Genomic DNA, 25,152 nt, shown 5'->3' on the forward strand with positions numbered 1-25,152 from the left:
CCGACGTAGGATCGCCGCGATGAGTCCCGCGCAGACCGACACCATCGTCGCCATCGCCACGGCCGCCGGCCGCGGCGGCGTCGGCATCGTGCGGCTGTCCGGTCCGCGCGCCGCGGCGATCGCCGAGCGGATCTGCGGCGCGGCCCTGCCGCCGCCGCGCACCGCCGCGCTGAGGCGTTTTCTCGGCGCCGACGGCCAGACCATCGACAGCGGCCTCGTGCTGCACTTTCCGGCGCCGCGCTCCTTCACCGGCGAGGATGTGGTCGAACTGCAAGGCCACGGCAGTCCGGTCGCCCTGCATCTCGTCGTGCAGTCGGCCTGCGTGCACGGCGCGCGGCCGGCGCGGCCCGGCGAATTCTCCGAGCGCGCCTTTCTCAACGACCGCATCGATCTCGCGCAGGCCGAGGCGATCGCCGATCTGATCGACGCGACCAGCGCCGAAGCGGCGCGCGCCGCGCAGCGCTCGCTCGACGGCGAGCTGTCGCGGCGCGTGCAGCGGATCGCCGAACAACTCATCGAACTGCGCATGTTCGTCGAAGGCGCGCTCGATTTCTCCGACGAGGACGTCGACTGGCTCGCCGACCGCAGCCTGGCGACGAAGCTCGAAGCGGCTCGCGCCGCGCTCGATGCCCTGCTCGCGCAGGCCGCGCGGGGCCGGCGCCTGCGCGAGGGGTATACCGTGGCGCTGACCGGCCGCCCGAACGTCGGCAAGTCGACCCTGCTGAATCGCCTCGCCGGCGCCGAGGTGGCGATCGTCACCGACATCGCCGGCACCACGCGCGACGTGCTGCGCGAGGACATCGTTCTGGTCGGCGCGCTCGGCAGCCTGCCGGTCACCCTGGTCGACACCGCCGGCCTGCGCGAAGCCGACGATCCCATCGAACGCGAAGGCATCCGCCGCGCGCGGCGCGCGCTGGAGCAGGCCGAGCTGGCGCTGTTCCTCATCGACGCGCGCGAGCAGGTCACCGAGGAAGACCGCCGCCTGCTCGCCGCGCTGCCCGACGGACTGCCGCGGGTGGTCGTGCACAACAAGAGCGATCTTGCCGGCCGCGCCGCGCGTCGCGCTGACGTGGGCGGCGCCGTCGAGCTGTATCTCTCGGCGGCGACCGGCGAGGGCATCGATCTCCTCGTCGACGAGCTGCAGCGCCGCGCCGGCCTGCAGGGCGGCGGCGAAGGCCTGTTCTCGGCGCGCGGCCGTCATCTCGACGCCCTGCGCCGCACGCAGGCCCATCTCGAGCGGGCCGCCGCGCAGCTGCGCGAGCGCGCCATGCCGGAACTGGCCGCCGAGGAACTGCGCCTCGCGCAGGAAGCGCTCGGCGAAATCACCGGCCGCTTCACGAGCGAAGACCTGCTCGGCCGCATCTTCGCCAGCTTCTGCATCGGAAAATAGAAAGTATTCCGATGGATACCGCTGCCGTCCTATGGCTCCGATATAAAACAGCCACTTAATCCATTTCTGTACCGATCTATTCCGAAGCACGCCGATTGAATCTGGGAACATTTGTGCCCAGAATTGTGCCCATGTAGCGCGCGACTGTGCCCATGGCTCTGGCTATTCGAGAAGCTCGAAATCCCATCGTAGATAGGTTTCCGAAGCCATGGGCACAGATTTGGGCACAGCAATCTCGGAGGGTGGACCATGGCGCTGACGGAAGCCAAGCTCAAGAATCTCAAGCCGGCGGCGAAGCCGTACTCCTGTGCGGACAGCGAGGGGCTGTTCATCGAGGTGATGCCGGGCGGTACGAAGACCTGGCGCCTCCGTTACCGACTGCATGCCAAGCAGGAGAAGGTCACCCTTGGCGAGTACCCGACATGGTCGCTTGCCGATGCGCGCCGGTGGCGTGAGGGTGCGAAAGACCTGAGCAAACGCGGCGTGTCGCCGATGGCGCTGACCCGTGGCGATCCTGTTCCCCCTGATCTGCCGGCGGCCACCATCGAGCAAGCGACGCAGTTCATTGAGCGGTGGTGCCCGCGCGCGTCGGCCAAGCAGAAGGCCGCCGAGCAGGTGCAGCGCGGAACCAATACCGTGGAAGCTTTCGCATGGCGCTGGTTTGAAGAGATCGCCAAGCCAGCGACCAGCAACGCCCGGAACATTGAGCGCGTCCTCAGGAAAGACGTGATCCCGGCTGTCGGCCGGAAACTGGTCGACGAGGTTACCGTTGAGGACGTTCTGCACATCACAGACCGGATCAAGGCACGCGGCGCCGACCAGATGGCCTTGCAGACGCGCAACGTGCTCAAGCGCATGTTTGCCTACGCCATTGCCCGCCAGAAGACGCAGTTCAACCCTGCCGCGGCGATCGAGGCCAAGTTCATCGCCACCGCCCGCAGCCGCGACGTGGCACTGACAGCCGAGGAGATCGGCAAGCTGCTACGAGCGATCTACCAGTCCAGCATCAATCGCGCCTACAAGCTCGGTCTGCACCTGCTGATGCTCTGCATGGTGCGCAAGTCGGAGTTGATCGAGGCGCGCTGGACGGAGCTGGACTTCGAGCGCCGGGAGTGGACCATCCCAGCCGAGCGCATGAAGAAGGACAAGGCGCACGTCGTCCCTCTATCGGACCAAGCTGTTGCCATGTTCGAGGAGCTGCGTGCGCTGGCGGGTGATTTCGAGTGGGTGTTCCCCAGCCGCAACGACCCCAGGCACCCGATCAGCAAGTCGACTCTCAACTCTGCCATCCGCGGCTTGGAATTCGATGTTCAGGACTTCGTGATCCATGATTTCCGTCGCACCGCGTCAACGCATCTGAACGAGCACGATTTCAACTCTGACTGGATCGAGAAGGCGCTCGCCCATGAGACCAAGGGCGTGCGCGGCGTCTACAACAAGGCCGAGTGGAAAGAGTCGCGCCGGCAGATGCTGCAATGGTGGGCAGACTTCGTAGACAACCAGATCGAAGAGGGCCGCAAGGTCATCATCGGCCGCTTCGGCAAGGCACACCGGGCAGCGTAAACCCCGCTGGGAGGCCTTCAGCGTCGCCGATGCCTTCTTACTCTGCGGACCCTCCGCTATTCTGCGCAGATGGGTATATACAGGAACGGCTTGGACACGCGGGGGGCGGCCGGTGCCATTCAATGAAGAGGAAACGCGCTTTCACCTGATTGATCCGGTGTTGCGCCGAAAAGGTTACGACGATCCGCAGCGCATCAAACTCGAAACGCCTGCGCCCGTGGAGCCAACAGGTCCGAAAGGCCGACGCCGCTCAGGCGCGGGCCGTACCGACTATCTGCTGTGCGTGCAAGTCGGCGAAATGCCGAAGCCCCTGCCGGTCGCGGTTCTGGAAGCCAAGCGAGAGAACGAAGACCCCCTGAGCGGAATGCAGCAGGCCAAGGGGTACGCCGACTGCAAGCGTTTCGACGTTCAGTACGTCTTCGCCAGCAACGGCCACCTGTACGGCGACTACGACAAACCGAGCGGCATGCAGACCGGCCCGCATCCGCTGGAAGAGTTCCCGGCCCACCGGGATCTTTGTGCCCGCTACGCCAAGGACAAGGGCATAGACCTGGCATCGCCAGATGCGGCGGCCCTGTTCCAGGCCGACAGCCCGGCGTGGTCAGCAACTCGGTATTACCAGGACGCCGCGATTCGCGCCGCGCTGGAGAAGATCATCGTCGAGCAGCAGGTCGGTCGCGCGCCGCGTGTGTTGCTGACGCTGGCGACGGGCGCGGGAAAAACCGTCATCGCCACCAACCTTCTTTGGCGGATGGCTCAGGCCAGTCTGCTGCCGAAGCCAGCACTGTTTCTCTGCGACCGTGACGAACTTCGCGAGCAGGCCTATACGAAGCTCAAGGCCGCGTTTGCCGGCAATGCCCGTGTCGTGCAAACGGAGCGCGGCCAGAATGCTGCGGCCAATGCGCGCATTCATATCGCGACCTATCAGACGCTGGGCATCGACGACGAAGGCGACGGCAGCTTTCTCACCGACCACTACGGAGAGGACGCCTTCAGCGTCATCATCATCGACGAGTGCCACCGATCGGCATGGGGCAAATGGTCGCAGGTGCTTACGCGCAACCCCAACGCCATCCATATCGGCCTAACCGCCACGCCGCGCAAGCTGACGCCGCCCAAGCGAGATAAACAGTCCAAGGAGATGGAAGCCGTCATCGCCGAGGACGAGGCCATCACGGCGCACAACGTCCGGTACTTCGGCGAGCCCGTGTACGAGTACTCGCTGGTGCAGGCGCAGGAGGACGGGTATCTGGCCGCGTGCGAGATCGTCAAGCGCAAGGCCGACATCGACGCCCAGACCTTCACCCGCGATGAAATCCTCAAGGCCGGCGTGAGAGACATCCGGACCGGAAAACCGCTGACCGATGAAGACCTGACCAAGAGCGAGTACACCGGCAAGGATTTTGACGACGAGCTGTTCATCGACCTGCGCACCCCGAGGATGTGTGCGGACCTTTTCAAGCTGCTGTGCGAGAACGGCGGTCCGGAACAGAAGGTCATCATCTTCTGCACGCGCGATCTGCACGCCGACCGAGTGGCCATGCAGATGAACAATCTCTACGCCGAGTGGTGCAAGGAGCACGGGCAGCCGCGAAAGGATGACTACGCCTTCAAGTGCACGGGCAAGGGCGGCGCGGAGAAGATCGAAATCATGCGTGGTAGCAGCGAGCGGGCTTTCATCGCCTGCTCCGTCGATCTGCTGGAAGCGGGCGTCGATATCGAACGCCTGAACGCGGTGGTGTTCTTCCGCTACCTGCAATCCGCCATCAAGTTCTACCAGATGGTTGGACGCGGCACGCGCATCCACGAGGAAACGCACAAGTACAAGTTCTGGCTGTACGACTACACCGGCGTGACCGATTTGTTCGGGGTCGACTTCATCACCAAGCCGCCCAAGCCCGGTGGCGCCGGTGGAGGTGGCGGCGGCGATGAGGGGGGCGACGAGGACGACGGCGACGCCGGCCCGGCCGTTGGCGTCATCGCAGGGCACAAGGTCATCATCAACCCGCAGGGCCGCTTCATCCTCGGCAACCGCGATGGCAAGGCCACGCCAATCCCGGTGGACGAGTACCGGCGTGAGGTCATCGCCCGTGTGCTACGCGAGGCACACGACCTGGACGATTTCCGCGCTCTCTGGATCGAGCAGAAGAAGCGCCGCCAGTTGATCGATCACCTGCTCGGCGACAACTTCAGCCCGGACGTGATTCGCGAAGTGGATCAGATGAGCGACTTCGACCTGTACGACTTCTTTGGCAAGCATGGCTATCACGCCCGCGCCTTGCGCAGGCCTGAGCGTGGGACTCAATACGTGGAGGCCAATGCCGCGTGGTTTACAGGCATGGATAACAAGGCGGCCATCGTACTGAAGGGACTGGGTGCGCAGTTCGCGCAGGGTGGGACTGAGGCCTTGGAATCGGAGAGCTTGTTCGACGTGCCCGAGATCGCTCAGGCCGGCGGGATCGCAGCGCTGCGCAAGCTGGGCAGACCAGTGGTGGTAATGCAGGAAGCCAAAGCAAGGTTATTCGGAGCATGAGAACCTGTCGTGTAGGTGACGTTGCCCGAGTGCAGTCAGGGTTCGCGTTCAAGAGTTCCGAGTTCAAGCCAGATGGGGTAAAGCTGCTCCGCAATACGAACGTCCTCCCGCAGCGACTTGAGTGGGGTGACCTTGCCTGTCTCGATTCAGATCAGCTTGAGAAGTATCGAAAGTTCCAACTCAATGTCGGGGACATCCTTCTCAGCTTAGATCGCCCGATAATCTCGTCGGGAATAAAGGTTGCGCGCGTCGGCGGCACGGACGTGCCGGCATTGCTCGTACAGCGCGTTGGCCGCTTCTTGGTTGACTGCTCCAAGCTTGACGCCGATTACCTCTACCTATTTTTACGCAGCCCTAAGTTCATTCGCGCAATCAGTGGGCACGAGCAAAGCCTGGGGGTGCCTCATATCTCGCCCCTCCAGGTTGAATCTATTGAAATGCCGCTGCCGTCGTTCGAGGAGCAGCGCCGCATCTCCTCACGCCTTGAAGCCCAGTTGGCCGAAGTAGCAACCGCTCGACAGGCCGCAAAATCACAGGTGCGCGAAACAGAAATGCTGCGCGCGTCTGTCTATCGCGAAGCCTTCCACCACATCGTTCCGATCGCCGTGCCACCGGACTTCGGTGAGGCACCGCAAGATTGGCGTTGGCGCAAGCTCACGGACCTTGCGCGCCTGGAAAGCGGGCATACGCCTAGCCGCTCGCGTCCCGACTGGTGGGGCGGCGATGTTTCTTGGGTGTCGTTGACGGAAATCCGTGCCTTGGATGGCAAGCGGGTGGAGCGTACACAACTCAGGACCAACGAAGCCGGTATCGCTAACTCGGCGGCGCGCATCCTGCCGCGTGGAACGGTGTGCTTCTCGCGCACAGCGTCCGTGGGGTTTGTCACGATCATGGCGGTGCCAATGGCGACCAGCCAGGATTTTGCAAACTGGGTATGCAGCGACGATCTGGACCCGGAGTTTCTGATGCACGCTCTGATTCGTTCGCGCCAGGAGCTGCGCGAGCTAGCGACCGGCGCGACACACAAGACGATCTACATGCCCACGCTGGAATCATTCCACCTGTGCGCGCCGACGCTCGACGAACAGCGCCGCATCGTCCAGCACCTCAAAGCGCAGCTCACCGAGGTGGAAGCCATTCGTCAGGCCGCGGCCGAGCAGTTGACCGAGATCGAAAGCCTGCCACAGCGGGTACTGGCACAAGCCTTCAATGCACAGGAAGCAGCGGCATGACCGACAAGAAGATCAGCAATCAGCATCAGGCCACCTTCGACGGCATCCGTCAGGCAGACGAGTCGGGCAACGAATACTGGAGCGCGCGCGAACTGGCCAAGGTTCTGGAGTATTCCGAGTACCGGCACTTCCTGCCGGTCATTGAGCGCGCGCGGTTAGCCTGTCAAACGAGCGGTCAAAAAGTGGCCGACCATTTCGAGGATGTGCTCGGAATGGTCGAGATCGGCTCCGGCGCCCTGCGTCCGGTCGAGGATGTGCGCCTGTCCCGCTACGCCTGCTACCTGATCGTCCAGAACGGCGATCCGTCTAAGCCGGTCATCGCCAACGGGCAGACCTATTTCGCCATTCAGACCCGTCGACAAGAGCTGGCCGACGATAAGACCTTTGCGCAACTGTCCGAGGACGAGAAGCGGCTCGCGATCCGCAACGAACTGGCGATGCACAACAAGCATCTGGCTGCCGCTGCGAAAGATGCCGGCGTGGACACGCCGCTGGACTACGCGATCTTTCAGGATCACGGGTACAAGGGCTTGTATGGCGGCCTCGGCGCCAAGGACATTCAGGCGCACAAAGGCTTGAAGAAGAGCCAGAAGATTCTGGATCACATGGGGAGCACCGAACTGGCGGCCAACCTGTTCCGCGCCACTCAGACCGAGGAGAAGCTGCGTCGAGAGCAGGTGCGCGGGAAGTTGCAGGCGAACCAGACGCACCTGGAGGTCGGGCGCAAAGTCCGCCAGACCATCAGGGAACTCGGCGGCACCATGCCCGAGAACCTGCCTGCGCCCGACAAGAGCATTCAGCAGCTCGAATCGGCCAAGAAGAAGCAACTGAAGAAGAAGACGGACCAGTAATGCCGCGCTCGAAGAAAGCATCGGCTAACAAGCCGCAGAAGGGCATCGCGTCAACCCAGTCGCTGTCCGCTTTCGTCAAAGGTATCTGCGACGTGATGCGGCGCTCCAACTGCGCCAGCGCCTTGCAGTACGTACCGGAACTGACGTGGATTCTGTTCCTGCGCATTCTGGATGCGCAGGAGGCGCGCGACGCCGAGCAGGCCGAGGCACTGGGTGCGGACTTCTCGCCAGCGCTGCGCAATCCTTACCGTTGGCAGGATTGGGCTGCACCGTGGTCGGACAAGGTCGATCACCCGAAAACAACCGAGGGCAAACCTCAAGGCTGGAAGCGCCAGGAGCTGTTCGCGGCCGGTGATGGCAAGTTATTCGACTTCATCAACAAGGAGCTACTGCCGCACCTGCATGCCTTGGACGTTGATCCGCGCACGGGCTTGGCGAATCCAGCCGCATCGCCGAAGCAGCGCATCATCGGCCGCATCATGACCGCGGTGGAGCGCGTCCGGGTGGATGACGAAGCCAACCTCCGCGACATCCTCGACCGCGTTCACGAAATCAGTATTGATCACATCGACGACACGCATTTCTTCACGCTCTCGCAGGTCTATGAAGACCTGCTGCTCAAGATGGGCGAGAAGAACTCCGATGGCGGTCAGTTCTTCACGCCACGGGAAGTGATCCGCGCGATGGTGCACACCGTCGATCCTTCACTCGGCCAGACCATCTATGACCCTTGCTGTGGCACGGGCGGCTTTCTGGCCGTTGCCTACGAGCACGTTGCGCGCAAGCTCGGAAGTTCGGCTGCGAGCACTGATATCGGGGAGCTGAAGCAGGAGACGTTCTTCGGACGCGAGAAGGAGAACCTCGTGTTCCCGATCGCGCTGGCCAATCTGGTGCTGCACGGGATCGATCAGCCGAACCTCTGGCACGGCAACTCGCTGACACGCCGAGCCACCTACGGCGCCTTGTTCAAAGGCGCGCCTGCACAGTTTGACGTGATCCTCACGAACCCTCCGTTCGGCGGCAAGGAGGGCAAGGATGCGCAGAAGAACTTCGCATTTGAGACCAGTTCCACACAGGTGCTGTTCGTGCAGGACATCCTGGCCGAGCTGGCGCCGAGCGGCACCTGCGCCATCGTGCTGGATGAGGGCTTGTTGTTCCGCACCAACGAGAGCGCTTTCGTCGAGACCAAGCGCAAGCTGCTGGATGAGTGCGACCTCTGGGCCATCGTGAGCCTGCCAGGAGGCGTCTTCTCGACGGCTGGTGCAGGCGTGAAGACCAACCTGCTGTTCTTCACCAAGGGGAAGAAGACCGAAAACATCTGGTACTACGACCTGTCCTGGGTGAAGGTCGGCAAGAAGACACCGCTGACGCTCGCGCACTTTGGCTTCAGCAAGGACGGCGCCGTGTTGGAGGACGATGCCCTGCCGGCCACCTTACTGGCTGATTGGCAGGCCGACGCCAATAACGCCGGGCAGTCATTCCCCAGTTACGCCCGAATGCTGGCGTCGCGCTCGGACAGCCGCTATTCGTGGACGGTGAACTTTGCCAAACGCAGGGCCGATGCACGGGCGAAGATGGAGCCGCTGCTGAACGAGGCCGCGGGCATCAAAGCTGCGGTCGTTGACTTGAAAGAAGCGCTGAAGGTGCTGAGAAGGGACAAGAGCGCGGAAAGCAGGATCGCGGCGCTTGAGCACGAGATCCGGCAGAAGGAAAAGGCTGCGCGCGATCTTGAAGCCGAGGCGGCTGGAATCGACGCCGCGACTTTCGATCTGAAGGCCGTCAATCCCAATGCGATTGCCGAGACTGACGATCGCACTCCGGCTCAGATTGTTGCCAGCATCGAAGAGCATGGCCGCACGGTGCGAGAGGCATTGGGTCGGCTTAATGCGCTGCTGGCTGAAGCACGCTCTCCGGCTTGAGATGTCGGCCCAATGCAAGGGGTGATGGCTCGCAGCATTTCAATCTGTGGGCATGTAAAAGGCTACTCACTCTGCTTCACGCCCGACGCGCCGACGGTATAGGTCCATGGGAAAATCAAGACGAAGACCCTTTCGCTTTCTTGATCTGCGAGGGCCGTCTGCAAGAGTTCGACTATCGGCACGCCAGTCAGAAGCGCTCAAGACTCATGGCCGCGCACTGATCCAGACAGTCGAAGGGCTGGCGGATTCCGCCATGGCATTCATCGATGGCGTGTACCCAGCGGAAGCGCCCTACTTCTTCTGGGGCAGCGGAATTCCACTGTCCTCCCATAAACGGGACATACCCGATCGCCAGAAGCGAGGGGAGTTGATCGAGTCGATCATTGACGAGCTGACGACGGTACGTTCGAGAAATCGCACCGCCGACGGGGTTCTGACATATCTGTCGGAGGCGCTTTGCCGCAACTCGCTGATCAAGATCCAGGCGCTCGCGGTGGAAGCCCTGCTCGCTCTGGAGCTGTACGTAAAGGAGCTGGCCGCTGGCCGGCTTCCGGAGGCGATTCCGCACTTGTCTGCGGCCTACGAAGCGATCATCGAAGCGACATGCCAAGCGTGGGATGAGTTCGGCAATGCGCGCCTGCGAGCCCGTAAAGGAGGGCTGAGGCGCCACCAGAAGGACCCGAAGCAAAAGGCCAAGAAGCTGGTCTTCCAGCGCTACAGACACTGGCGCGAAGACCCCAAGCTTTTCAAGAGCAAGGCTGCCTTCGCACGAGCCATGCTTGATGAGCACGGGCAACTGGAGAGCCAGAAGAAGATCGAGGACTGGGTGCGCGAATGGGACCGCGAGCGTGAAATCGGAACCCTGCCAGCAGGGTGAGCATCCTGCCGGCAGAGCTGTGGAGAACGTGGTTTTTGTGGAATAACAATACGGTCGGCCGTTCAAACCAGAGCCGACCATGGCAGAAGCAATCCGAAACGCACTGGCAGTCATTCGCCGCCGACAGCTTGAGGCCCGACTGGGGCTGTCGCGCAGCACGATCTACGACCGCCTCGATCCGAAATCACCCCGCTACGATCCCGACTTCCCCCGCCCGATTCGTCTCGGTGCCGGATCGGTCGGTTGGATTGAGGGCGAGGTTGAACGCTATGTGCAGGCGCTGATCGAGCGCAGCCGCGGGGCAGTGGCATGAGCGCCGACGCCTTGCTGGCGCGCCTGGAGGGGGTGCGCGAAGTCTCCGGCGGGTGGCGTGCTGAGTGCCCCGTGGGGCACAAGAGCCGCCAGACGGTCTCGGTCTCGGAATCTGCGAATGGCGCCGTTCTCGTGCACTGCTTCGCATGCGGCAACGGGGACGACGTACTGCGTCCGCTGGGCCTGTCCTGGAGCGATTTGTTCCCCAAGTCCGCGCGCGAACTGACGCCACAGGAGCAACGCTTGTGGCGGGAGCAGCGCCGCGTGGCGGGCTGGGCCGCTGCGCTGCGGGTCCTGGACTCCGAGGCGGCTGTACTGTTCGCGGCCGCTGCCGATTTGGTGGCCGGCCTGCCGCTGTCGGATGAGGACCAGGCGCGTCTGCGTGAGGCCGCCGCGCGCATCGCAGCCGCGCGCGAGATGCTGGCATGAGCACGCCCGAGAAGGCGACTCGTCGCATGGACGAGCAGGAGAAGCGCGATCTGGCGGTCATCCGGCAGCCGGGTCCCACGCGCTTCAAACGGGCGACAAGGGTCGATATGCCGGCTGCCATTCGCAGCCATGATGAGGAGGGACGGCCCCGGAAACAGTCTGACGTACTGCTTGATATTGGTCGCCAGCACACGCTGTTCCACGGTGACGATGGGACTGCCTACGCGCTGGTAGATCGAGCGGTCTATGCCGTCGAATCCTCGGCTTACCGTGAGACCTTGGCCAAGGAATTCCTGAATCTCACGAACAAGGGCGCAAACCGGAACAGCATGGCCGATGCGGTGACCACGCTCGCCGCCATCGCCAAGCATCGCGGCGATCGTCGGCGGGTGTGGCTGCGCACGGCATCGGCTGACGGCGGCATCGTGATTGATGCTGGCCACGATGATCGGCGCATGATCGAAGTCTCCGCAGCCGGCTGGACGTGGGTCGATCAGGGCCCGATGTTCCGGCGCACACCGGGGACGCAAGCGCTGCCCGAGCCGGGTTCGCCGGATTTCGGGCTGTTGTGGAAGTACGTCAACGTAGCCGAGGAGCATCGTGCACTGGTTGCCGCGTGGATGTTGGCTGCGTTCCGGCCGTCTGGCCCCTATCCGATCCTGTTTCTGAGCGGTGAACAGGGCACCGGAAAGAGCACCGCGGCGCGCGTGCTGCGTCGCTTGATCGACCCGTCATCCTCTCTCTTGCGGACGCCTCCGAAAGAGGTCCGTGATCTGCTCGTCGGCGCATTGAACGGCTGGATTCTCGCTCTCGACAATCTGAGCTTTCTGGGTCCGCAGTTGTCCGATGCGCTTTGCCGGATCAGTACCGGCGGGGCGATCTCAGAGAGGGCTCTGTACACGAACACCGATGAGATCCTGATTGAGGTGCAGCGCCCCGTCATCGTCAACGGAATCGAAGAGCTGGCGACCCGGCCGGATCTGGTTGAGCGCGGGCTGCATATCGAACTGGAGGTGATTGACGGCCGAATGCCGGAGGCGGCGTTCTGGCGGGCGTTTGAATCGGATGCCCCGCGAATCTTCGGTGCACTGATCGCAGGACTGTCGACTGCGATCCGCGATCACGAGTCCATCGACATTGGACGGCTGCCGCGTATGGCTGACTTCGCACAGTGGGCGGCTGCCGGCATCGGCGCATTGGGGTTTACGGCCGCCGAATTCATGTCCGCCTACCGAGACAATCTCGACACGGGCATGACTGCGGGCGTGGACTCGTCTCCCGTGGGGCGTGCGCTGACGACCTTCATGCTCGCGCGCCTGGAGTGGTGCGGTACAGCGTCTGAGTTGCTGTCGGCGCTGACCTCGGTTGCATCCGGCGCGGAGAACACGCAGGCATGGCCCCGCACTCCGCGCGGCCTGAGCGGGGCTCTTCGGCGGCTGGCGCCGGCACTGCGGAGACAAGGGATCGAAATCAGGACGGAGCGTGGAGCCGACCGAAGCCGCGCGCGCCTGATCCGTCTGTGCAGCAGCCCGGAGCAACCGTCCGCACCGTCCGAACCGTCCGCGACCAAGCCGCCTTTGGACGATGCGGACGGTATGGACGGTTGTCCCCCGCCGTTGCACGAAGTCGAGATCGAACTTTGAGCATCGCCCAAAAGCTGCTGGTCGAGACCAGCGAAATCGGCATCACGCTGGTGCCCGCTGGGGAAAAGCTCAAGCTGCGCGCGCCATCCCCGCCGCCGCCGGAACTGGTGGAGCAGCTCCGGGAGCACAAGGCAGACATCCTGCGGCTCTTGCGCGGTGCCGAAGTAGCTGACGGCGATCTGGCCGGCCGCGCGCGGCAGCGAATCCTTGATGCCTGCAAGTTCCTGGGGCTTGATCCAGCGCCGATCCTGCGTCAGTTCAACGATTGGCGGGTCACCGCCGACGACATGCGCGAGATGCTGCACTGGACCGACGACACGGTTCGCCGGCACGTCGAGCTGCTGGCCGACGAGATCGAAACGGGGATGCGCCCGTGACCCTAGGCCCCAGCGACCGTCGGAAGGCGAGCTGGCGCGCTGGGCAGAAAGCCCGGCGAGATCGCATGCGCGACGAGGGCAGGACGCTCTTGCGTGTCTGGTGCACGGCTGACGAGGCTGCCCGGCTTAAGGAGGCTCTACGGCAATTCCGCCAAGAGCGCGCGCAGCAGAACCAGCGACGCGCCGAGTTTCTGAAACGGCTCAAGGCGCGGAGCCGCCGATGATGCGTCATCGGGTTTCGAGGCCGGTTAGCACTCAAGGGACGAGGCACTCGTGCGCGCGCGTGGTGGGGTTCGGGCATGGATGAATCGGACGACTGGACGCTTCGATACCCAGCGCTCGGCGCCCTCTACGCCCAGGCGCATCCCCAGCAGTACGCTCGGTTGAAGCAGCGGCGCTGCGGGGCGCACAGCCGAAGCACGGGCATGCCCTGCAAGGCTAAGGCTCTCGGTAACGGTCGCTGCCGATTCCACGGCGGCCTTTCGACCGGTCCACGAACGGAGGCGGGCAAACGGGCCGCGTTGGCGAACCTGCGGCAGTTCCGGAAATGACCGGCGAATCTCAGCGCCGACCGGCGCAGTTCCAAAGCATCGTCGATGACCGATCGCGCACGTTCTCGATTGATCGCGCCCTCGCGGAGCTGGAGGTCGCCAGCGCGCGGAAGGACATTCCCCTGTCCGTGCGAACCAAGTTGCTGGCGATCCTCGCCTCGACGGTCTATACACGGCATCGGCAAGGCCGAGCGCGCGAGCGGCGATAGGGCTCGCGTGAAGGTGCGCACGAGATCCGTATCCCCGCGCTGCGTAGCACCAGTCACGGGGCGTCGCCCTGCTCCAGGCGGAGGCCAAGGTGCGCGTGGATTAACGGTGATAGCGGCAGTGCGGAACGAGGCGCCATGCTTCCACTGAGGGCGCTTCCAGGGCCGGTATGTCGAGACACCGCCGCTCAACATCGCTCAATGAGGCTTCAAGCAGAGGCGTGATGCAGCCGGTGGGCCCGAGAGACTGCCTATTGCGCAGCATCTCCCGCGCCCACTCCCGCCTCTGCAAGGCAGTGAATGATGGCGGATCTGGTTCCACTGGCGGATTCATTCGTGCGGATCAGGCTGATTCGAGCCATTCGATCATCTTGTAGACGATGATGCTGAGCGCCGATATCGAGACGAACCAGCCTGTCGGACTTTTCCTGTAGATATCGCCAACATCGGTGAGCGCCAGCATGCCGACGATGGTCGCGCCAAAGAGCGCGCTGACAAGAAACGCGCCCTTGCGGTCAGGCTCGATGAGCGGCAGGAACCAGAAAAGCGCGCAAACAACAATGAAGAACCATCGCTCCAACTTCGAGAATGAGCGCGCCTCTGGTGCCGGCGGTGCGTCGTGCTCCCGGAGTCTGGACTCTGGATCGTATGCCGAAGGTACGGGCTGTTCGGCCGCAACGCGCGCTGTCGTAGCGTCAGCAGCCATTCGTTCCTGCTCCGCGATCCATTCATCGTGCTGCCTGCGGGACTCCGGGTCTGACAGAACTTCGTAAGCACGGTTGATGATTTTCATGCGCCTCTCAGCCACAGACGGGTCGCTGCGGTTCCTGTCCGGGTGGTACTGATGGCTCAGGGCACGATAGGCGGCCTTGATCACTTCCGGAGGCGCATTACGCGCGATGCGGAGATTGTCGTAGTGCGTCGCGACTTGTTGAGGCTCTCTCCCCATCGCTGCGCTCAGTCGCAACGGATGTTGTTGCCGCCGAGATTCGTGCAAGGGCGCCCGGTTCGCTGGTCGATCACCGGCGCGCCATTATTGAAGTCGGTGTACGGGTTCCCGTACTGATCGAATCGTGTGGTCGGCCCGGACTTCTCTTGGCGATGGCGTCGGTCGCCGTAGTAGTTGTTGATGACGGGGGGCTCGGGCATGCCAAGCATTGCGCGGAGCAGCTTGCACTCGGGGCCTTCTTCCCGTTTCGGGTTCTTCAGCGAGTCCAGCTCCATCCTGCACCGCCTCTTCTGCTCATCGACGCTCACCGCTGCGGCCGGAGCGACGGCGCCCGCGATCGATAGCGCCAATACGAGCGGCAGAAACTTTCTCATGGCCACACCCTCCCCTTGATTTGCTGTGAGTGGCAAAGCGCGAGCGCAGCCTCAGCCCTGCACGCCCACGATCTGCTCGGCGGCTAGCCACGCTTTGTCCTTGAGTGCATCGCCGGCACCGAACCACGCGCTGTCCAGGCGATCACCCGACTTCGCGCGCCGGACGTGGTCGGTGTAGTAGGTCACGGCGTTGACCACACCCCAAAGCGTCCCCGCAGCTGTTGGCAGGTTCTGACCGGGCGCCGATTTGTTCAGGCTCATCAGAGTCTGATGCTCGCGCTGCGCCGGCAGCGACAGCGGCTTGTCGGGCTTGGAGCGCAGGAGATCCTCGAAAAACTGAGAGGCCTGATCCGGCTTGATCGGCGTTGCAGCCATTGCCTTGACGGATTTCAGGTAGGCCTCCCAGGGTTGATCGATGAGCCCGAGTGCTTGATGAATCTCCTCGGCATCGAACAGAACCGTGTGCGGCACCTTCACGTGACGACGGCGCGCATTGTGAATGTCGCGGTAGGCCATCTTGATGGTGTTCTGGCACACCACCCGCACTCCAGTGAATGCGGCGGTCGTGGCGAGGGTCTTGTCGCATGAGGTTGCCAGGAGCAGGTACGCAGCAATCTCGTCCTTCTGTGCGCCGCCGACAGATGCGACGTAGCCCGTCCGAGCAAGCGCCCAGATTTTCCGCCCGCCATCCAGTGCGCCTGCGGTTTCCAGCTTGTACTGATAGCGATCGACGAGCGTCTGATAGAACTCAAGCACTTGGCGTGGCTGTACCGGCTCGTAGTCCTTGGAGACGATGGAGAGACCGTCGCCGGTATCGCTGCGCGCGAGCACGAATCGATCGTCGAGCGTGCGCAGTCGACCCTCGAAGGGGTACTGCACGGGAAGCCGCTCCAGTTCCCAGTCGAGCTTCGCGGCCTTGACCCAGGCCTCGATCGGCTGCCCTTCCGGCAGATGTTCGCCGAGACCGTGCCAGGGTACTTCGCCGGCATAAGCCATAGCCGCGGTGCCCCTTGTGAAGTCGAGGTTATGTGCCATGGCCCCCTCCCTTGGTATGCCAAAACTGCATATGTCAAAACTAAATATAGTGTCGCCGTCCCATGGCGGGCAAGAAACCATGGGACCAGCGGCGCGTGCGCTTGCAACGGATGCTGCGCGAGGCTCGCGTGGCGGCTGGCCTGCTCCAGAGTGAGCTGGCCGACCGGATCGGCGCCGACCAGAGTTTCGTGTCGCGGTATGAGCGTGGCGAGCGCCGCCTCGATCTGGTCGAGCTGGAGGCGATCTGCCGTGCCTGCGGGGTGACACTGTCCGAGTTCGTCGCGCAGTTCGAGGCAGCGCCTGGGACGCCGCGCCGCAAGTAGCGGACCTCCCGACTGGTCGCGGGGCCTCTCATTGCCTTGGGCAGCCCCCGAGAAGGCCGATGGCAAAGCACGCGCCGAGTAGTACGACCGCCAGCGCGCAGAAACTCAGCAGGACGGCGAGTAGATAATCCAGTAGGTGCTGAAACGGCCCGCCGAACAGATCGGCAAGCGCCGCCGTTGCCAACGAGGCCATCGTGAAGGCTCGGAGATAGTTCTGCGAGGACGCGCGAGAGCGGTTCATGCCGCGACCGTAGCGCGCAGCCGGCTCAGAACCTGAGCCTTGCCAAGCCCGTAACGAGCCGACACCATCGTCGCGTCGCCACTCCAGACAAAATGCCGGGCAAGAGACGGACGACGCGCCACAGCCTGCAAGCGATGGGCTATTCAGCATGGCCGAATTGATACAGGGGGTGGAGCGGCTCTCGGGCTTGAACGGCCCCAATTCGAGGAAGTGTTCCCAGATGTGTGCCCATATCCGGACAGAAGCCGCTGCTGACTCATTGGCAACAATGAGTTACGGCGTTTTCTAGCTTCTGCATCGAAGTAAGCGCCGCGGCGCTGTCGTCGTCGGCCCACAAGCGTCGGGAGCCACCCGACATTTTTCGCGGCGAATGCGACTCGACGCGGCAGGCCCGTCGGGCGCATAAAGAGCGCGGGGATTCGGGATGGGGGATGCGCCATGAAACGACTGCTCTGGATCGGCGCGCTGCTCGCGCCGGCGGCAGCGTCGGCGATGAGCGCCGGCGAGTATCTGGGCCACTGCCAGCAGCGCACGACCTACGACCAGGCCGTCTGCATGGGTTATCTCGACGCCCTGCTCGAGGGCCGCCTGCGTCCGACCGAAGTCGCGTCGCTGAACACCGTGGCGCTCGGCGACGCCGACGGCTACTGCCTCAACGGCGCGACCCTGCCGCAGATTCGCAGCACCGTCGTGCTGCGCCTGCTGCGCATGAGCGCCGCGCAGAAGCAGATCGAGGCGAGCGTGCTGATCCTCGACGGCCTGCGGCGCGACTATCCGCTGGCCAACTGCGCGAACTGACGCACTTGCCGGCCGGCGGCCGGCCGTATAGCTTCGGGCGCCGCCAAGCCCGAGCCGCCGATGTCCGATCACGCCCCCGCGGCCGTCGCCAGCGCTGCGACGCCCGCCGACCTGACCGCCTTCCTGCACGAACAGATCCCGCTGACCGCGGCGATGTCGCTGCGGGTCACGCACGCCGATGAAGCCGCACTGGCGATCGACGCGCCGCTGACGCCGAACCGCAACCCGCACGGCACGGTCTTCGGCGGCAGCCTGGCGACGCTCGCCATCGTCGCCGGCTGGACCCTGCTGTACCGCGCGCTCGGCCGCAGCGGGCTGGCGGCCGCGCTGGTCATCCAGCATGTCGAGTGCGATTACCTGGCGCCCGCCGACCGCGCATTCCGCGCCGCGGCGCGGCTGCCCGAAGCATGGCCGCATTTCCTCGAAACGCTGCGCGCGAAGGGTCGCGCCCGCTGCGAGGTCGCCGTGCAGCTGTTCTGCGACGGCCGTCTCGTCCTCACCGCCAAGGCGCGCTACGCTGCCCGCCTATGAGCCAGATCTATCAATACTGCCCGCGTTGCGCCGCACCGCTCGCCACGCGCCCGCACGGCGGCTTCGAGCGCCGCGCCTGCGAGCGCGAGGGCTGCGGTTTCATCTTCTGGGACAATCCGACGCCGGTCGTCGCCGCGGTCGTCGAGCACGAAGGCCAGCTGCTGCTGGCGCGCAACGTCGCCTGGCCGGCCGGCACCTACGCCCTGATCACCGGCTTTCTCGAAAGAAACGAGATTCCGCACGAGGCCGCGCAGCGCGAGGTCGAGGAAGAACTGGGCCTCAAGCCGCGCGGCGCGCATTTCATCGGCCACTACAGCTTCGAGCGCATGAACCAGCTGATCATCGCCTATCACGTGCCGGCCGAAGGCGTGGTGACGCTCAACGAAGAGCTCGCCGAATGGAAGCACGTGCCGTTCGGCGAAGCGGACTACTGGCCGGCGGCGACCGGCCTCGCCCTGCGCGACTGGCTGCGCTCGCGCGGCTTCGAACCGAAGGAAAGGCCTTTCCGGCGCGCGACGTGAGACGGCGCGCGGCGCGTCTTCAGCGGATCTCGATCGACGCGACGATCTCGCGGAAATCGGCTTCCGTGTAGTAGCGCGGATCGTTGCTGCTCGACAGGCCGATGCTGAAGGCGACGCGCGCGGCGAAGACGATGTAGCCGCGCGTCAGCACCGACATCTCGATCGCCTCGCCGTCGACGTCCGCCGTCAGCGAGAAGCGGCCGCGGATCAGCGTCGCCGGGCAACCCGCCACGCAGGCGCGCGAAGACGCATCGAGCAGTTCGAAGTTGCGGTAGGTGCGGCACATCTGTTCGAGCTGCGCTTCCAGCAGCATCGGCGCCAGCGCCGGATTCGACTTGAGCAACGGCCGCGCGACGACCTGCAAGGTCGGACGCACGTGTCGGCGGCTGTCGTGCGAACCCATCGCGCAGCAGAACGGCGCGTGCGCGCGCTGCAGCCATTCGATGTCCTCGCCCGCCGAGTTCTTCCAGCGCGCCAGCGGCGACCATTCGCCGGGGACGAAGCGCCAGGCGGCCGGCTTGCGCAGCCGGAAGCCCAGGGCGGACGCCTCGAACAGGTCGGACTCCATGCGTCCAGACCTTAGCAAGCCGCGCGCCATCGCGCACGCCGGCCGCTTCAGGCGATGCCGGCCTTCGCCAATTCGTCGAGCACCAGCATGCGCGCGACGCGGTTCTCGAGGCCCTGCGGCGTCTCCAGGCCGAGCCGCTGCAGATACGGCCGCTGCGCGGCGCTCGGCGCGCGGCGATCGAGCAGGAACTGCAGCAGCAGCAGCCACTTCGGCGTCGCCGCGGCGCGCGTGCGCAGGCGGCCGAGCACCGGCAGCAAGGTCTGCTCGGTGGCGTCGAAATCGCTGCCGAGCGGGAACAGCGGCAGCGCGCCGGCCTGGCGCGCCGAGGCGAGCTTTGACTCGAGCGCTTCCGGCGTGTTGTGACGCAAGGCCTCCGGCAGCTGCCAGCCGGCCTCGATCTTGCCGGCCTTGCGCGCCTGCGCGAGCAACCCGGCCTGGAAGCGCGAGTCGGCGATGCCGATCAGCGCCTTGGCGATCTCGTTGTCGGTCTTCGAGCGCAGGTCGGCGATGCCGTATTCGGTGACGACGATGTCGCGCAGATGGCGCGGGATCGTCACATGGCCGTAGTTGAACAGCACGTTGCTCGCCGCCTTGCCGCCGCTCTCGCGCACCGCGCGCAGCATGAGGATCGAACGGCCGCCTTCGAGCTGGTGCGCCTGCGCGACGAAGTTGTACTGGCCGCCGACGCCGGACACCACGCGGCCGTCCTCGAGACCGTCGGACACGAAATTGCCGTTCAGCGTGATCATCATGCCGGTGTTGATGAAGCGCGCGTGCACGCGCTGCAGCTGGTAGAGACGCGGATTGCGATCGAGCTGATTGATCTTGTCGACGCCAGTCATGCAGATCGCGTCGCGCTGCTCGGGCGTCAGATCGCGCAGGCCCTGATAGAAATCGCGGGGCCCGAGGAAGAAACCGCCGTGCAGCACGATGCCTTTGCGCAGCTGCGTGCCGAGGCAGCGTTCGCCGATGATCTCGCGCGACTTCGGATCGCCGATGTTGGCGACCACGCGCGTGCCGTCCGGCGCGATGATGCTGCCGCGCTCGTAGCGCGTCGCATCGTTGAAGAAGCCGTGATGCTGCAGGATCGCGAAATCCTGGGTGCGGATCACGCGCACGCCGAGCGCGTCGAAATGCTCGAGCACCTCGGCGGTGAGCTGCGCGGGATCGCAGCGACCCTCGTCGATCAGCTGCTGCAGCGCCCAGAAATCGTAGACGCGGCGCTTGAGGATGCCGGCGCGCAGCAGATGCCAGAAGCCGTCGACCAGCATCTCGGTCGCGCCGTAGACGCCCTGCGCGAACGGCGCCACGCCGCCGCTGTCGCGGATCAGCTCGGCGTGGGCGTCGAGCGCGCCGAGCATGCCGAGCAGCTGCCGGTAGCGGGCGTTGTCGCCGTGGCGCAGCAGCAGCGCATGCACGATGGCGTCGCCGAGGCTGCCGATGCCGAGCTGCAGGGTGCCGCCGTCGCGGACCAGGCTGCTCACCTGCAGGCCGATCGCGTAGTCGGCCGTCGTCACCGGCATCTTCGGCGTGGAGAACAGCGGCGCGGTGTAGCGCGGATGCTCGACGATGCAGTCGAAATAATCCGGCGCGACCTCGGCGTCGTGGCCGAAGTACGGCAGCGCCTGGTTGACCACGCCGACCACGACGTGCGGGCGGCCGAGCGCTTCCAGGCGGCGGATCACTTCCGGCCCGGTGTCCGGGTTGCAGGACAGCGAGTAGCGCGGACCCTGCGGCGTGTCGCGCCGGCAGATCATCTGCGCGACGACGTTGCAGCCGTGATTGACGACATCGCGCGCGGCGTGCGTGTAGTTGCTGCTGATGTAGCGACGCTGCGCCTCGGCGTTGCCGAGCATGGCGCCGGTCAGGAAGAAGAACTCGCAGACCTCGACGTTCGGCGGCAGCGTGGCGGCGCGCTGCGCCTTCACGTAGTCGAGCTCCGGCACGCCGGCGAAGACGCGCTCGACGAAGGGCTGCATGAAGGCGCGTTCGATGCCGGGCGCGGCGTCCGGCCGCGCCAGCGACAGGGCGGTGAAGATCTTCAGTTCGAGCGTCGGGTCCTGCACGGCGCGCCGGTAGAGCGCATTGGTCAGCTCGACCGGCTTGCCGAGGCCGAGCGGAATGCCGAGCACGACGCGCTTGCCGACGCGCTCGATGAGGTGATCGACGGCGGCTTCGACATCGTCCAGCACGGCGGCGGCTCGGCGCATCGCGATTCCCGGTTCGTGGTACGCGCCGATTATGCCCGGCGCGCCAGCTCGCGGATCAGCTCGCGCAGGCGCGCGATCTGCGGCGCCTCGCGATCGCCGAGGCGGTAGATCAGGCTGAGGCGCGCCTTCGGCACCGGCCTGCGGATCGGCCGGAACACGACGCCCTCGGTGTGCATGTGCCGCATCGAGGCCGGCAGGATCGACACGCCGAGGCCCGACGCGACGAGATTGACGATCGAGGTCACCTGCGAGGCCTCCTGCACGACGCGCGGCGAGAAGCCGGCGGTCCGGCAGGCGGCGACGATCTCGTCGTGCAGGCCGGCGCCGACCGCGTGCGAGAACAGCACGAAGGGTTCGATCGACAGGGCCATCAGCGGCACGCGCGCGCGCGTCGCCAGCGGATGACCCGACGGCAAGGCCACCATCATGTCCTCGTCGATCACGGTCTCGATGCCGAGACCCTCGTGGCTGCCGTGAATCGGCCGCACGAAGGCGACGTCGACGGTTTCGTTGCGAATCGCCGTGACCAGGCCCGGCGTCGTGCGCTCCTCCAGCGAGAACGCCACATTGGGATAGCGACGGCGGAACTCGCGGATCACCTGAGGCACCAAAGGGTGGAACGGCGCCGAGTTGATCATGCCGACGCGGATGCGCCCGAGCTCGCCGCGCGCGACGCGGCGCACGCGCTCGGTGGCATGCTCGACCTCGCGCAGGATGCGGCGGGCGTCGTCGGCGAAGGCCTCGCCGGCCTCGGTGAGCTGCACGCCGCGCGGCAGGCGGTGGAACAGCGGCGTGCCCAGCTCGCGCTCGAGTTGCTGGATCTGCTGCGACAGCGGCGGCTGGCCGATGCCGAGCGCTTTCGCGGCGCGCGTGAAGTGCCGGGCATCGGCGATGGCCACGAAGTAGCGGAGATGGCGGAGTTCCATGACGGGCCTTCGATATCTGACAGATATGGGAAGCGATACTCTCATATATTGGACGTATCGAAGGAAGCAGGACTACATTCGCCGTGGTTTGCCGACGGTCATGCGAGGAGAGCGCTTATGGATGCGGACAACAACACGCTGCAGACGGATGCTGATCCGCAGGAAAGCCGCGAGTGGCTCGAAGCGCTCGACGCCGTGCTCGAGCGCGAAGGTCCGGAACGCGCGCACTATCTGCTCGAACGGCTCGTCGAGAAGGCGCGGCGCAACGGCGTCTTCCTGCCGTTCTCGGCGAACACCGCCTACATCAACACCATTCCGCCGCATCTCGAGGAGCGCCCGGACGGCGACCAGGAGATGGAATGGCGCATCCGCTCGATCATCCGCTGGAACGCGATGGCGATGGTCGTCAACGCCAACCGCGAGCATTCGGGCATCGGCGGCCACATCGCCAGCTTCGCCTCGAGCGCGACCCTGTATGACGTCGGCTTCAACCATTTCTGGAAAGGTCCGGAGCATCCGGACGGCGCCGATCTGCTCTACATCCAGGGCCACGTCGCGCCGGGCATCTACGCGCGCGCCTTCCTCGAAGGCCGCCTGAGCGAGGAGCAGCTGCGCCGCTTCCGCATGGAAGCGCTGGCGCCCGGCCTGCCGAGCTATCCGCATCCCTGGCTGATGCCGGACTTCTGGCAGTTCCCGACGGTCAGCATGGGCCTAGGCCCCATCACCGCCATCTACCAGGCGCGCCTGATGAAGTACCTGGAGAGCCGCGGCATCGCCAAGACCGCCGGGCGCAAGGTCTGGTGCTTCTGCGGCGACGGCGAGATGGACGAACCGGAATCGCTGGGCGCGATCGACATTGCTGCGCGCGAGAAGCTCGACAACCTGATCTTCGTCGTCAACTGCAATCTGCAGCGCCTCGACGGCCCGGTGCGCGGCAACGGCAAGATCATCCAGGAACTGGAAGGCACGTTCCGCGGCGCCGGCTGGAACGTCATCAAGCTGATCTGGGGTTCGCTGTGGGATCCGCTGATCGCGCAGGACCGCAGCGGCGATCTGCTCAAGGCCTTCAACGAAACGGTCGACGGCGAATACCAGAGCTACAAGGCCAAGGGCGGCCGCTACACGCGCGAGAACTTTTTCGGCAAGTATCCGGAGCTGTCGAGGCTGGTCGAGACCATGACCGACGAGGACATCGCGAGGCTCAACCGCGGCGGCCATGATCCGTACAAGATCTACGCCGCCTACGCCGCCGCCAGCAAGCACGAAGGTTCGCCGACCGTGATCCTCGCCAAGACCGTCAAGGGCTATGGCATGGGCGAGGCCGGCGAAGGCCAGAACATCACGCACCAGCAGAAGAAGATGGGCGAGGACTCGCTGCGCGCGTTCCGCGACCGCTTCCGCATCCCGATCTCCGACGACAAGATCGCCGAGGCGCCGTTCTACAAGCCGGCCGACGACTCGCCCGAGATCCAGTACCTGAAGGAACGCCGCGCCAGGCTCGGCGGCTCGCTGCCGGCGCGCAAGCCGGTGAAGACCGCGCTGCAGATTCCGGAACTGGCGGCGTTCGAGAAGATCACCGCCGGCACCGGCGAGCGCGAGATCAGCACGACGATGGCCTTCGTGCAGCTGCTGCAGACGCTGTGCCGCGACAAGAACATCGGCAAGCTGGTGGTGCCGATCATTCCCGACGAGGCGCGCACCTTCGGCATGGAGTCGATGTTCCGTTCGCTCGGCATCTATTCCAACGTCGGCCAGAAGTACAAGCCCGAAGACGCCGACCAGCTCGCCTTCTACCGCGAGGACGTCAAGGGCCAGATTCTCGAGGAAGGCATCACCGAAGCGGGCTCGATGTCCTCGTGGATCGCCGCCGCGACCAGCTACGCGAACCACGGCACGCCACTGCTGCCGTTCTATATCTTCTATTCGATGTTCGGCTTCCAGCGCATCGGCGATCTGTGCTGGGCGGCGGGCGATGCGCGCGCACGCGGCTTCCTGCTCGGCGCGACGGCCGGCCGCACCACGATCAACGGCGAAGGCCTGCAGCACGAGGACGGCCACTCGCACCTGATGAGCGCGACCATCCCGAACTGCCGTTCCTACGATCCGGCCTACGCCTACGAGCTTGCCGTGATCATCCAGCACGGTCTCAAGGCGATGTACGTCGACCAGCTGGATCAGTACTACTACCTGACCGTCTACAACGAAAACTACGCGCATCCGCCGATGCCGGAAGGCGCCGCCGACGGCATCATCAAGGGCCTGTACAAGCTGCGCGCCGCCGACAAGCCGGCGAAGGCGCACGTGCAGCTGATCGGCTCGGGCGTGATCCTGCGCGAAGTCGAGGCCGCCGCCGAGCTGCTGCGCGAGGAATGGGACGTCACCAGCGATCTGTGGAGCGCGCCCAGCTTCACCGAGCTGGCGCGCGACGGCCGCGAGGTCGAGCGCTGGAACCTGCTGCACCCGGCACAGGAGCCGCGCCGCAGCTACGTCGAGCAGTGCTTTGCCAACGCCAAGGGCCCGATCGTCGCCTCGACCGACTGGATCCGCGCCTATGCCGAACAGATACGCCCCTACGTGCCGGCCGACTATCATGTGCTCGGCACCGACGGCTTCGGTCGCTCCGACAACCGTCCGGCCTTGCGCGATTTCTTCGAAGTCGATCGGCGCTGGATCGTCGTCACGGCGCTGAAGGCGCTGGCGGCGAAGAAGCTGGTCTCGGCCGAGAAAGTCGCGCAGGCGATCAAGATCTACGGCATCAAGCCGGATCGCCGTGCTCCCTGGACCGTCTGACCG

25 protein-coding genes are annotated in these 25,152 nt (G+C 64.9%); 18 read left to right on the forward strand and 7 right to left on the reverse strand.

All coding sequences use genetic code 11. The features are described 5' to 3' along the window. Positions 1-19: 19 nt before the first annotated feature. The 13 genes from mnmE (at position 20) to K344_RS24475 (ending at position 13,886) form a co-directional block, all read left to right on the forward strand. Complete coding sequence (mnmE, locus tag K344_RS0113710; RefSeq protein WP_028081146.1) at positions 20-1,390, forward strand: tRNA uridine-5-carboxymethylaminomethyl(34) synthesis GTPase MnmE; 1,371 nt, start codon at positions 20-22, stop codon at positions 1,388-1,390. Positions 1,391-1,639: 249 nt separating this feature from the next. Next, complete coding sequence (locus K344_RS0113715; protein ID WP_043114482.1) at positions 1,640-2,953, forward strand: tyrosine-type recombinase/integrase; 1,314 nt, start codon at positions 1,640-1,642, stop codon at positions 2,951-2,953. A gap of 112 nt (positions 2,954-3,065) precedes the next feature. Then, positions 3,066-5,486 carry a DEAD/DEAH box helicase family protein gene (locus tag K344_RS0113720; protein ID WP_028081148.1) on the forward strand — a complete coding sequence of 807 codons (2,421 nt, stop codon included), beginning with the start codon at positions 3,066-3,068 and terminating at the stop codon, positions 5,484-5,486. Further along, positions 5,483-6,718 (forward strand): restriction endonuclease subunit S, encoded by a 1,236-nt coding sequence (locus tag K344_RS23110; RefSeq protein ID WP_084197433.1) that lies wholly within the window; start codon positions 5,483-5,485, stop codon positions 6,716-6,718. Before K344_RS0113720 ends, K344_RS23110 begins: the two co-directional genes overlap by 4 nt. After that, on the forward strand, positions 6,715-7,569 hold the full coding sequence (gene dinD / locus K344_RS0113730; protein ID WP_028081149.1) for a DNA damage-inducible protein D: 855 nt from the start codon (positions 6,715-6,717) through the stop codon (positions 7,567-7,569). The genes K344_RS23110 and dinD overlap by 4 nt, the downstream gene beginning before the upstream one ends. Next, positions 7,569-9,488, forward strand: coding sequence for a class I SAM-dependent DNA methyltransferase (locus tag K344_RS0113735; protein WP_028081150.1), 1,920 nt, complete (start codon positions 7,569-7,571; stop codon positions 9,486-9,488). Before dinD ends, K344_RS0113735 begins: the two co-directional genes overlap by 1 nt. 253 nt (positions 9,489-9,741) lie before the next feature. Next, positions 9,742-10,365 (forward strand): hypothetical protein, encoded by a 624-nt coding sequence (locus tag K344_RS0113740; protein ID WP_028081151.1) that lies wholly within the window; start codon positions 9,742-9,744, stop codon positions 10,363-10,365. Between the two features lie 79 nt (positions 10,366-10,444). Then, complete coding sequence (locus K344_RS23560) at positions 10,445-10,678, forward strand: helix-turn-helix transcriptional regulator (RefSeq protein WP_084197435.1); 234 nt, start codon at positions 10,445-10,447, stop codon at positions 10,676-10,678. Further along, positions 10,675-11,106 (forward strand): hypothetical protein, encoded by a 432-nt coding sequence (locus K344_RS0113745; RefSeq protein WP_028081152.1) that lies wholly within the window; start codon positions 10,675-10,677, stop codon positions 11,104-11,106. The genes K344_RS23560 and K344_RS0113745 overlap by 4 nt, the downstream gene beginning before the upstream one ends. Then, positions 11,103-12,749 (forward strand): AICE element replication initiation protein, encoded by a 1,647-nt coding sequence (locus K344_RS0113750; RefSeq protein ID WP_028081153.1) that lies wholly within the window; start codon positions 11,103-11,105, stop codon positions 12,747-12,749. The genes K344_RS0113745 and K344_RS0113750 overlap by 4 nt, the downstream gene beginning before the upstream one ends. Continuing rightward, on the forward strand, positions 12,746-13,126 hold the full coding sequence (locus K344_RS21755) for a TubC N-terminal docking domain-related protein (protein WP_043114484.1): 381 nt from the start codon (positions 12,746-12,748) through the stop codon (positions 13,124-13,126). Before K344_RS0113750 ends, K344_RS21755 begins: the two co-directional genes overlap by 4 nt. Before the next feature lie 299 nt (positions 13,127-13,425). Continuing rightward, a complete protein-coding gene (locus K344_RS25040) occupies positions 13,426-13,677 on the forward strand; it encodes an HGGxSTG domain-containing protein (protein ID WP_084197437.1) in 252 nt (83 codons plus the stop codon). Further along, positions 13,674-13,886, forward strand: coding sequence for a hypothetical protein (locus K344_RS24475; RefSeq protein ID WP_028081154.1), 213 nt, complete (start codon positions 13,674-13,676; stop codon positions 13,884-13,886). Before K344_RS25040 ends, K344_RS24475 begins: the two co-directional genes overlap by 4 nt. A 340-nt stretch (positions 13,887-14,226) precedes the next feature. Here the strand turns inward: K344_RS24475 and K344_RS23120 are convergent, their stop codons facing one another. Genes K344_RS23120 through K344_RS0113780 form a run of 3 tightly spaced genes read right to left on the reverse strand, consistent with a single transcriptional unit; the run spans position 14,227 to position 16,241 of the window. Next, on the reverse strand, positions 14,227-14,832 hold the full coding sequence (locus tag K344_RS23120; protein ID WP_084197439.1) for a J domain-containing protein: 606 nt from the start codon (positions 14,830-14,832) through the stop codon (positions 14,227-14,229). Between the two features lie 8 nt (positions 14,833-14,840). Continuing rightward, on the reverse strand, positions 14,841-15,206 hold the full coding sequence (locus K344_RS0113775) for a hypothetical protein (RefSeq protein WP_028081156.1): 366 nt from the start codon (positions 15,204-15,206) through the stop codon (positions 14,841-14,843). Positions 15,207-15,257: 51 nt separating this feature from the next. Then, entirely contained in the window at positions 15,258-16,241 is a 984-nt protein-coding gene (locus K344_RS0113780; protein ID WP_028081157.1) for a DUF932 domain-containing protein, read from the reverse strand. A gap of 62 nt (positions 16,242-16,303) precedes the next feature. Between K344_RS0113780 and K344_RS21770 the strand changes: the two genes are divergently transcribed. Beyond that, on the forward strand, positions 16,304-16,564 hold the full coding sequence (locus tag K344_RS21770) for a helix-turn-helix domain-containing protein (RefSeq protein ID WP_043114487.1): 261 nt from the start codon (positions 16,304-16,306) through the stop codon (positions 16,562-16,564). Positions 16,565-16,592: 28 nt separating this feature from the next. Here the strand turns inward: K344_RS21770 and K344_RS21775 are convergent, their stop codons facing one another. Then, positions 16,593-16,757: a hypothetical protein gene (locus K344_RS21775; RefSeq protein ID WP_157622935.1), complete on the reverse strand. Its 165-nt coding sequence runs from the start codon at positions 16,755-16,757 to the stop codon at positions 16,593-16,595. Between the two features lie 486 nt (positions 16,758-17,243). Here K344_RS21775 and K344_RS0113795 point away from each other — a divergent pair, with 486 nt between their 5' ends. Genes K344_RS0113795 through K344_RS0113805 form a run of 3 tightly spaced genes read left to right on the forward strand, consistent with a single transcriptional unit; the run spans position 17,244 to position 18,655 of the window. Beyond that, positions 17,244-17,603, forward strand: a complete 360-nt coding sequence (locus tag K344_RS0113795; protein ID WP_028081158.1) for a Rap1a/Tai family immunity protein — start codon at positions 17,244-17,246, stop codon at positions 17,601-17,603. Between the two features lie 60 nt (positions 17,604-17,663). Continuing rightward, the gene (locus K344_RS0113800) at positions 17,664-18,134 is read left to right on the forward strand and encodes a YiiD C-terminal domain-containing protein (RefSeq protein ID WP_028081159.1); all 471 of its coding nucleotides are present in this window, start codon (positions 17,664-17,666) and stop codon (positions 18,132-18,134) included. Next, positions 18,131-18,655 (forward strand): NUDIX domain-containing protein, encoded by a 525-nt coding sequence (locus tag K344_RS0113805; protein WP_028081160.1) that lies wholly within the window; start codon positions 18,131-18,133, stop codon positions 18,653-18,655. Before K344_RS0113800 ends, K344_RS0113805 begins: the two co-directional genes overlap by 4 nt. A gap of 19 nt (positions 18,656-18,674) precedes the next feature. Here K344_RS0113805 and K344_RS0113810 read toward each other — a convergent pair whose 3' ends face one another. The 3 genes from K344_RS0113810 to K344_RS0113820 are packed head-to-tail and all read right to left on the reverse strand — an operon-like array spanning position 18,675 to position 22,359. Then, entirely contained in the window at positions 18,675-19,223 is a 549-nt protein-coding gene (locus tag K344_RS0113810) for a hypothetical protein (protein WP_028081161.1), read from the reverse strand. Positions 19,224-19,270: 47 nt separating this feature from the next. Then, a complete protein-coding gene (locus K344_RS0113815; protein ID WP_028081162.1) occupies positions 19,271-21,433 on the reverse strand; it encodes an acetyl-CoA hydrolase/transferase C-terminal domain-containing protein in 2,163 nt (720 codons plus the stop codon). Between the two features lie 29 nt (positions 21,434-21,462). Continuing rightward, entirely contained in the window at positions 21,463-22,359 is an 897-nt protein-coding gene (locus tag K344_RS0113820; RefSeq protein ID WP_028081163.1) for a LysR family transcriptional regulator, read from the reverse strand. 117 nt (positions 22,360-22,476) lie between these two features. On the opposite strand from K344_RS0113820, the gene aceE reads away from it, so the two are divergent. Continuing rightward, positions 22,477-25,149, forward strand: a complete 2,673-nt coding sequence (gene aceE, locus K344_RS0113825) for a pyruvate dehydrogenase (acetyl-transferring), homodimeric type (protein ID WP_028081164.1) — start codon at positions 22,477-22,479, stop codon at positions 25,147-25,149. Positions 25,150-25,152 lie beyond the last annotated feature (3 nt).

Source organism: Solimonas soli DSM 21787 (genome assembly GCF_000474945.1).
Taxonomy (GTDB): domain Bacteria; phylum Pseudomonadota; class Gammaproteobacteria; order Nevskiales; family Nevskiaceae; genus Solimonas; species Solimonas soli.

Excerpts from the sequence above, each read along its gene's own strand:
- mnmE (WP_028081146.1), top strand. The coding sequence starts at position 20 with ATGAGTCCCGCGCAGACCGACACCATCGTCGCCATCGCCACGGCCGCC.
- K344_RS0113715 (WP_043114482.1), top strand. The coding sequence starts at position 1,640 with ATGGCGCTGACGGAAGCCAAGCTCAAGAATCTCAAGCCGGCGGCGAAG.
- K344_RS23110 (WP_084197433.1), top strand. The coding sequence starts at position 5,483 with ATGAGAACCTGTCGTGTAGGTGACGTTGCCCGAGTGCAGTCAGGGTTC.
- dinD (WP_028081149.1), top strand. The coding sequence starts at position 6,715 with ATGACCGACAAGAAGATCAGCAATCAGCATCAGGCCACCTTCGACGGC.
- K344_RS0113735 (WP_028081150.1), top strand. The coding sequence starts at position 7,569 with ATGCCGCGCTCGAAGAAAGCATCGGCTAACAAGCCGCAGAAGGGCATC.
- K344_RS0113740 (WP_028081151.1), top strand. The coding sequence starts at position 9,742 with ATGGCATTCATCGATGGCGTGTACCCAGCGGAAGCGCCCTACTTCTTC.
- K344_RS23560 (WP_084197435.1), top strand. The coding sequence starts at position 10,445 with ATGGCAGAAGCAATCCGAAACGCACTGGCAGTCATTCGCCGCCGACAG.
- K344_RS0113745 (WP_028081152.1), top strand. The coding sequence starts at position 10,675 with ATGAGCGCCGACGCCTTGCTGGCGCGCCTGGAGGGGGTGCGCGAAGTC.
- K344_RS0113750 (WP_028081153.1), top strand. The coding sequence starts at position 11,103 with ATGAGCACGCCCGAGAAGGCGACTCGTCGCATGGACGAGCAGGAGAAG.
- K344_RS25040 (WP_084197437.1), top strand. The coding sequence starts at position 13,426 with ATGGATGAATCGGACGACTGGACGCTTCGATACCCAGCGCTCGGCGCC.
- K344_RS24475 (WP_028081154.1), top strand. The coding sequence starts at position 13,674 with ATGACCGGCGAATCTCAGCGCCGACCGGCGCAGTTCCAAAGCATCGTC.
- K344_RS23120 (WP_084197439.1), bottom strand. The coding sequence starts at position 14,832 with ATGGGGAGAGAGCCTCAACAAGTCGCGACGCACTACGACAATCTCCGC.
- K344_RS0113775 (WP_028081156.1), bottom strand. The coding sequence starts at position 15,206 with ATGAGAAAGTTTCTGCCGCTCGTATTGGCGCTATCGATCGCGGGCGCC.
- K344_RS0113780 (WP_028081157.1), bottom strand. The coding sequence starts at position 16,241 with ATGGCACATAACCTCGACTTCACAAGGGGCACCGCGGCTATGGCTTAT.
- K344_RS21770 (WP_043114487.1), top strand. The coding sequence starts at position 16,304 with ATGGCGGGCAAGAAACCATGGGACCAGCGGCGCGTGCGCTTGCAACGG.
- K344_RS21775 (WP_157622935.1), bottom strand. The coding sequence starts at position 16,757 with ATGGCCTCGTTGGCAACGGCGGCGCTTGCCGATCTGTTCGGCGGGCCG.
- K344_RS0113795 (WP_028081158.1), top strand. The coding sequence starts at position 17,244 with ATGAAACGACTGCTCTGGATCGGCGCGCTGCTCGCGCCGGCGGCAGCG.
- K344_RS0113800 (WP_028081159.1), top strand. The coding sequence starts at position 17,664 with ATGTCCGATCACGCCCCCGCGGCCGTCGCCAGCGCTGCGACGCCCGCC.
- K344_RS0113805 (WP_028081160.1), top strand. The coding sequence starts at position 18,131 with ATGAGCCAGATCTATCAATACTGCCCGCGTTGCGCCGCACCGCTCGCC.
- K344_RS0113810 (WP_028081161.1), bottom strand. The coding sequence starts at position 19,223 with ATGGAGTCCGACCTGTTCGAGGCGTCCGCCCTGGGCTTCCGGCTGCGC.
- K344_RS0113815 (WP_028081162.1), bottom strand. The coding sequence starts at position 21,433 with ATGCGCCGAGCCGCCGCCGTGCTGGACGATGTCGAAGCCGCCGTCGAT.
- K344_RS0113820 (WP_028081163.1), bottom strand. The coding sequence starts at position 22,359 with ATGGAACTCCGCCATCTCCGCTACTTCGTGGCCATCGCCGATGCCCGG.
- aceE (WP_028081164.1), top strand. The coding sequence starts at position 22,477 with ATGGATGCGGACAACAACACGCTGCAGACGGATGCTGATCCGCAGGAA.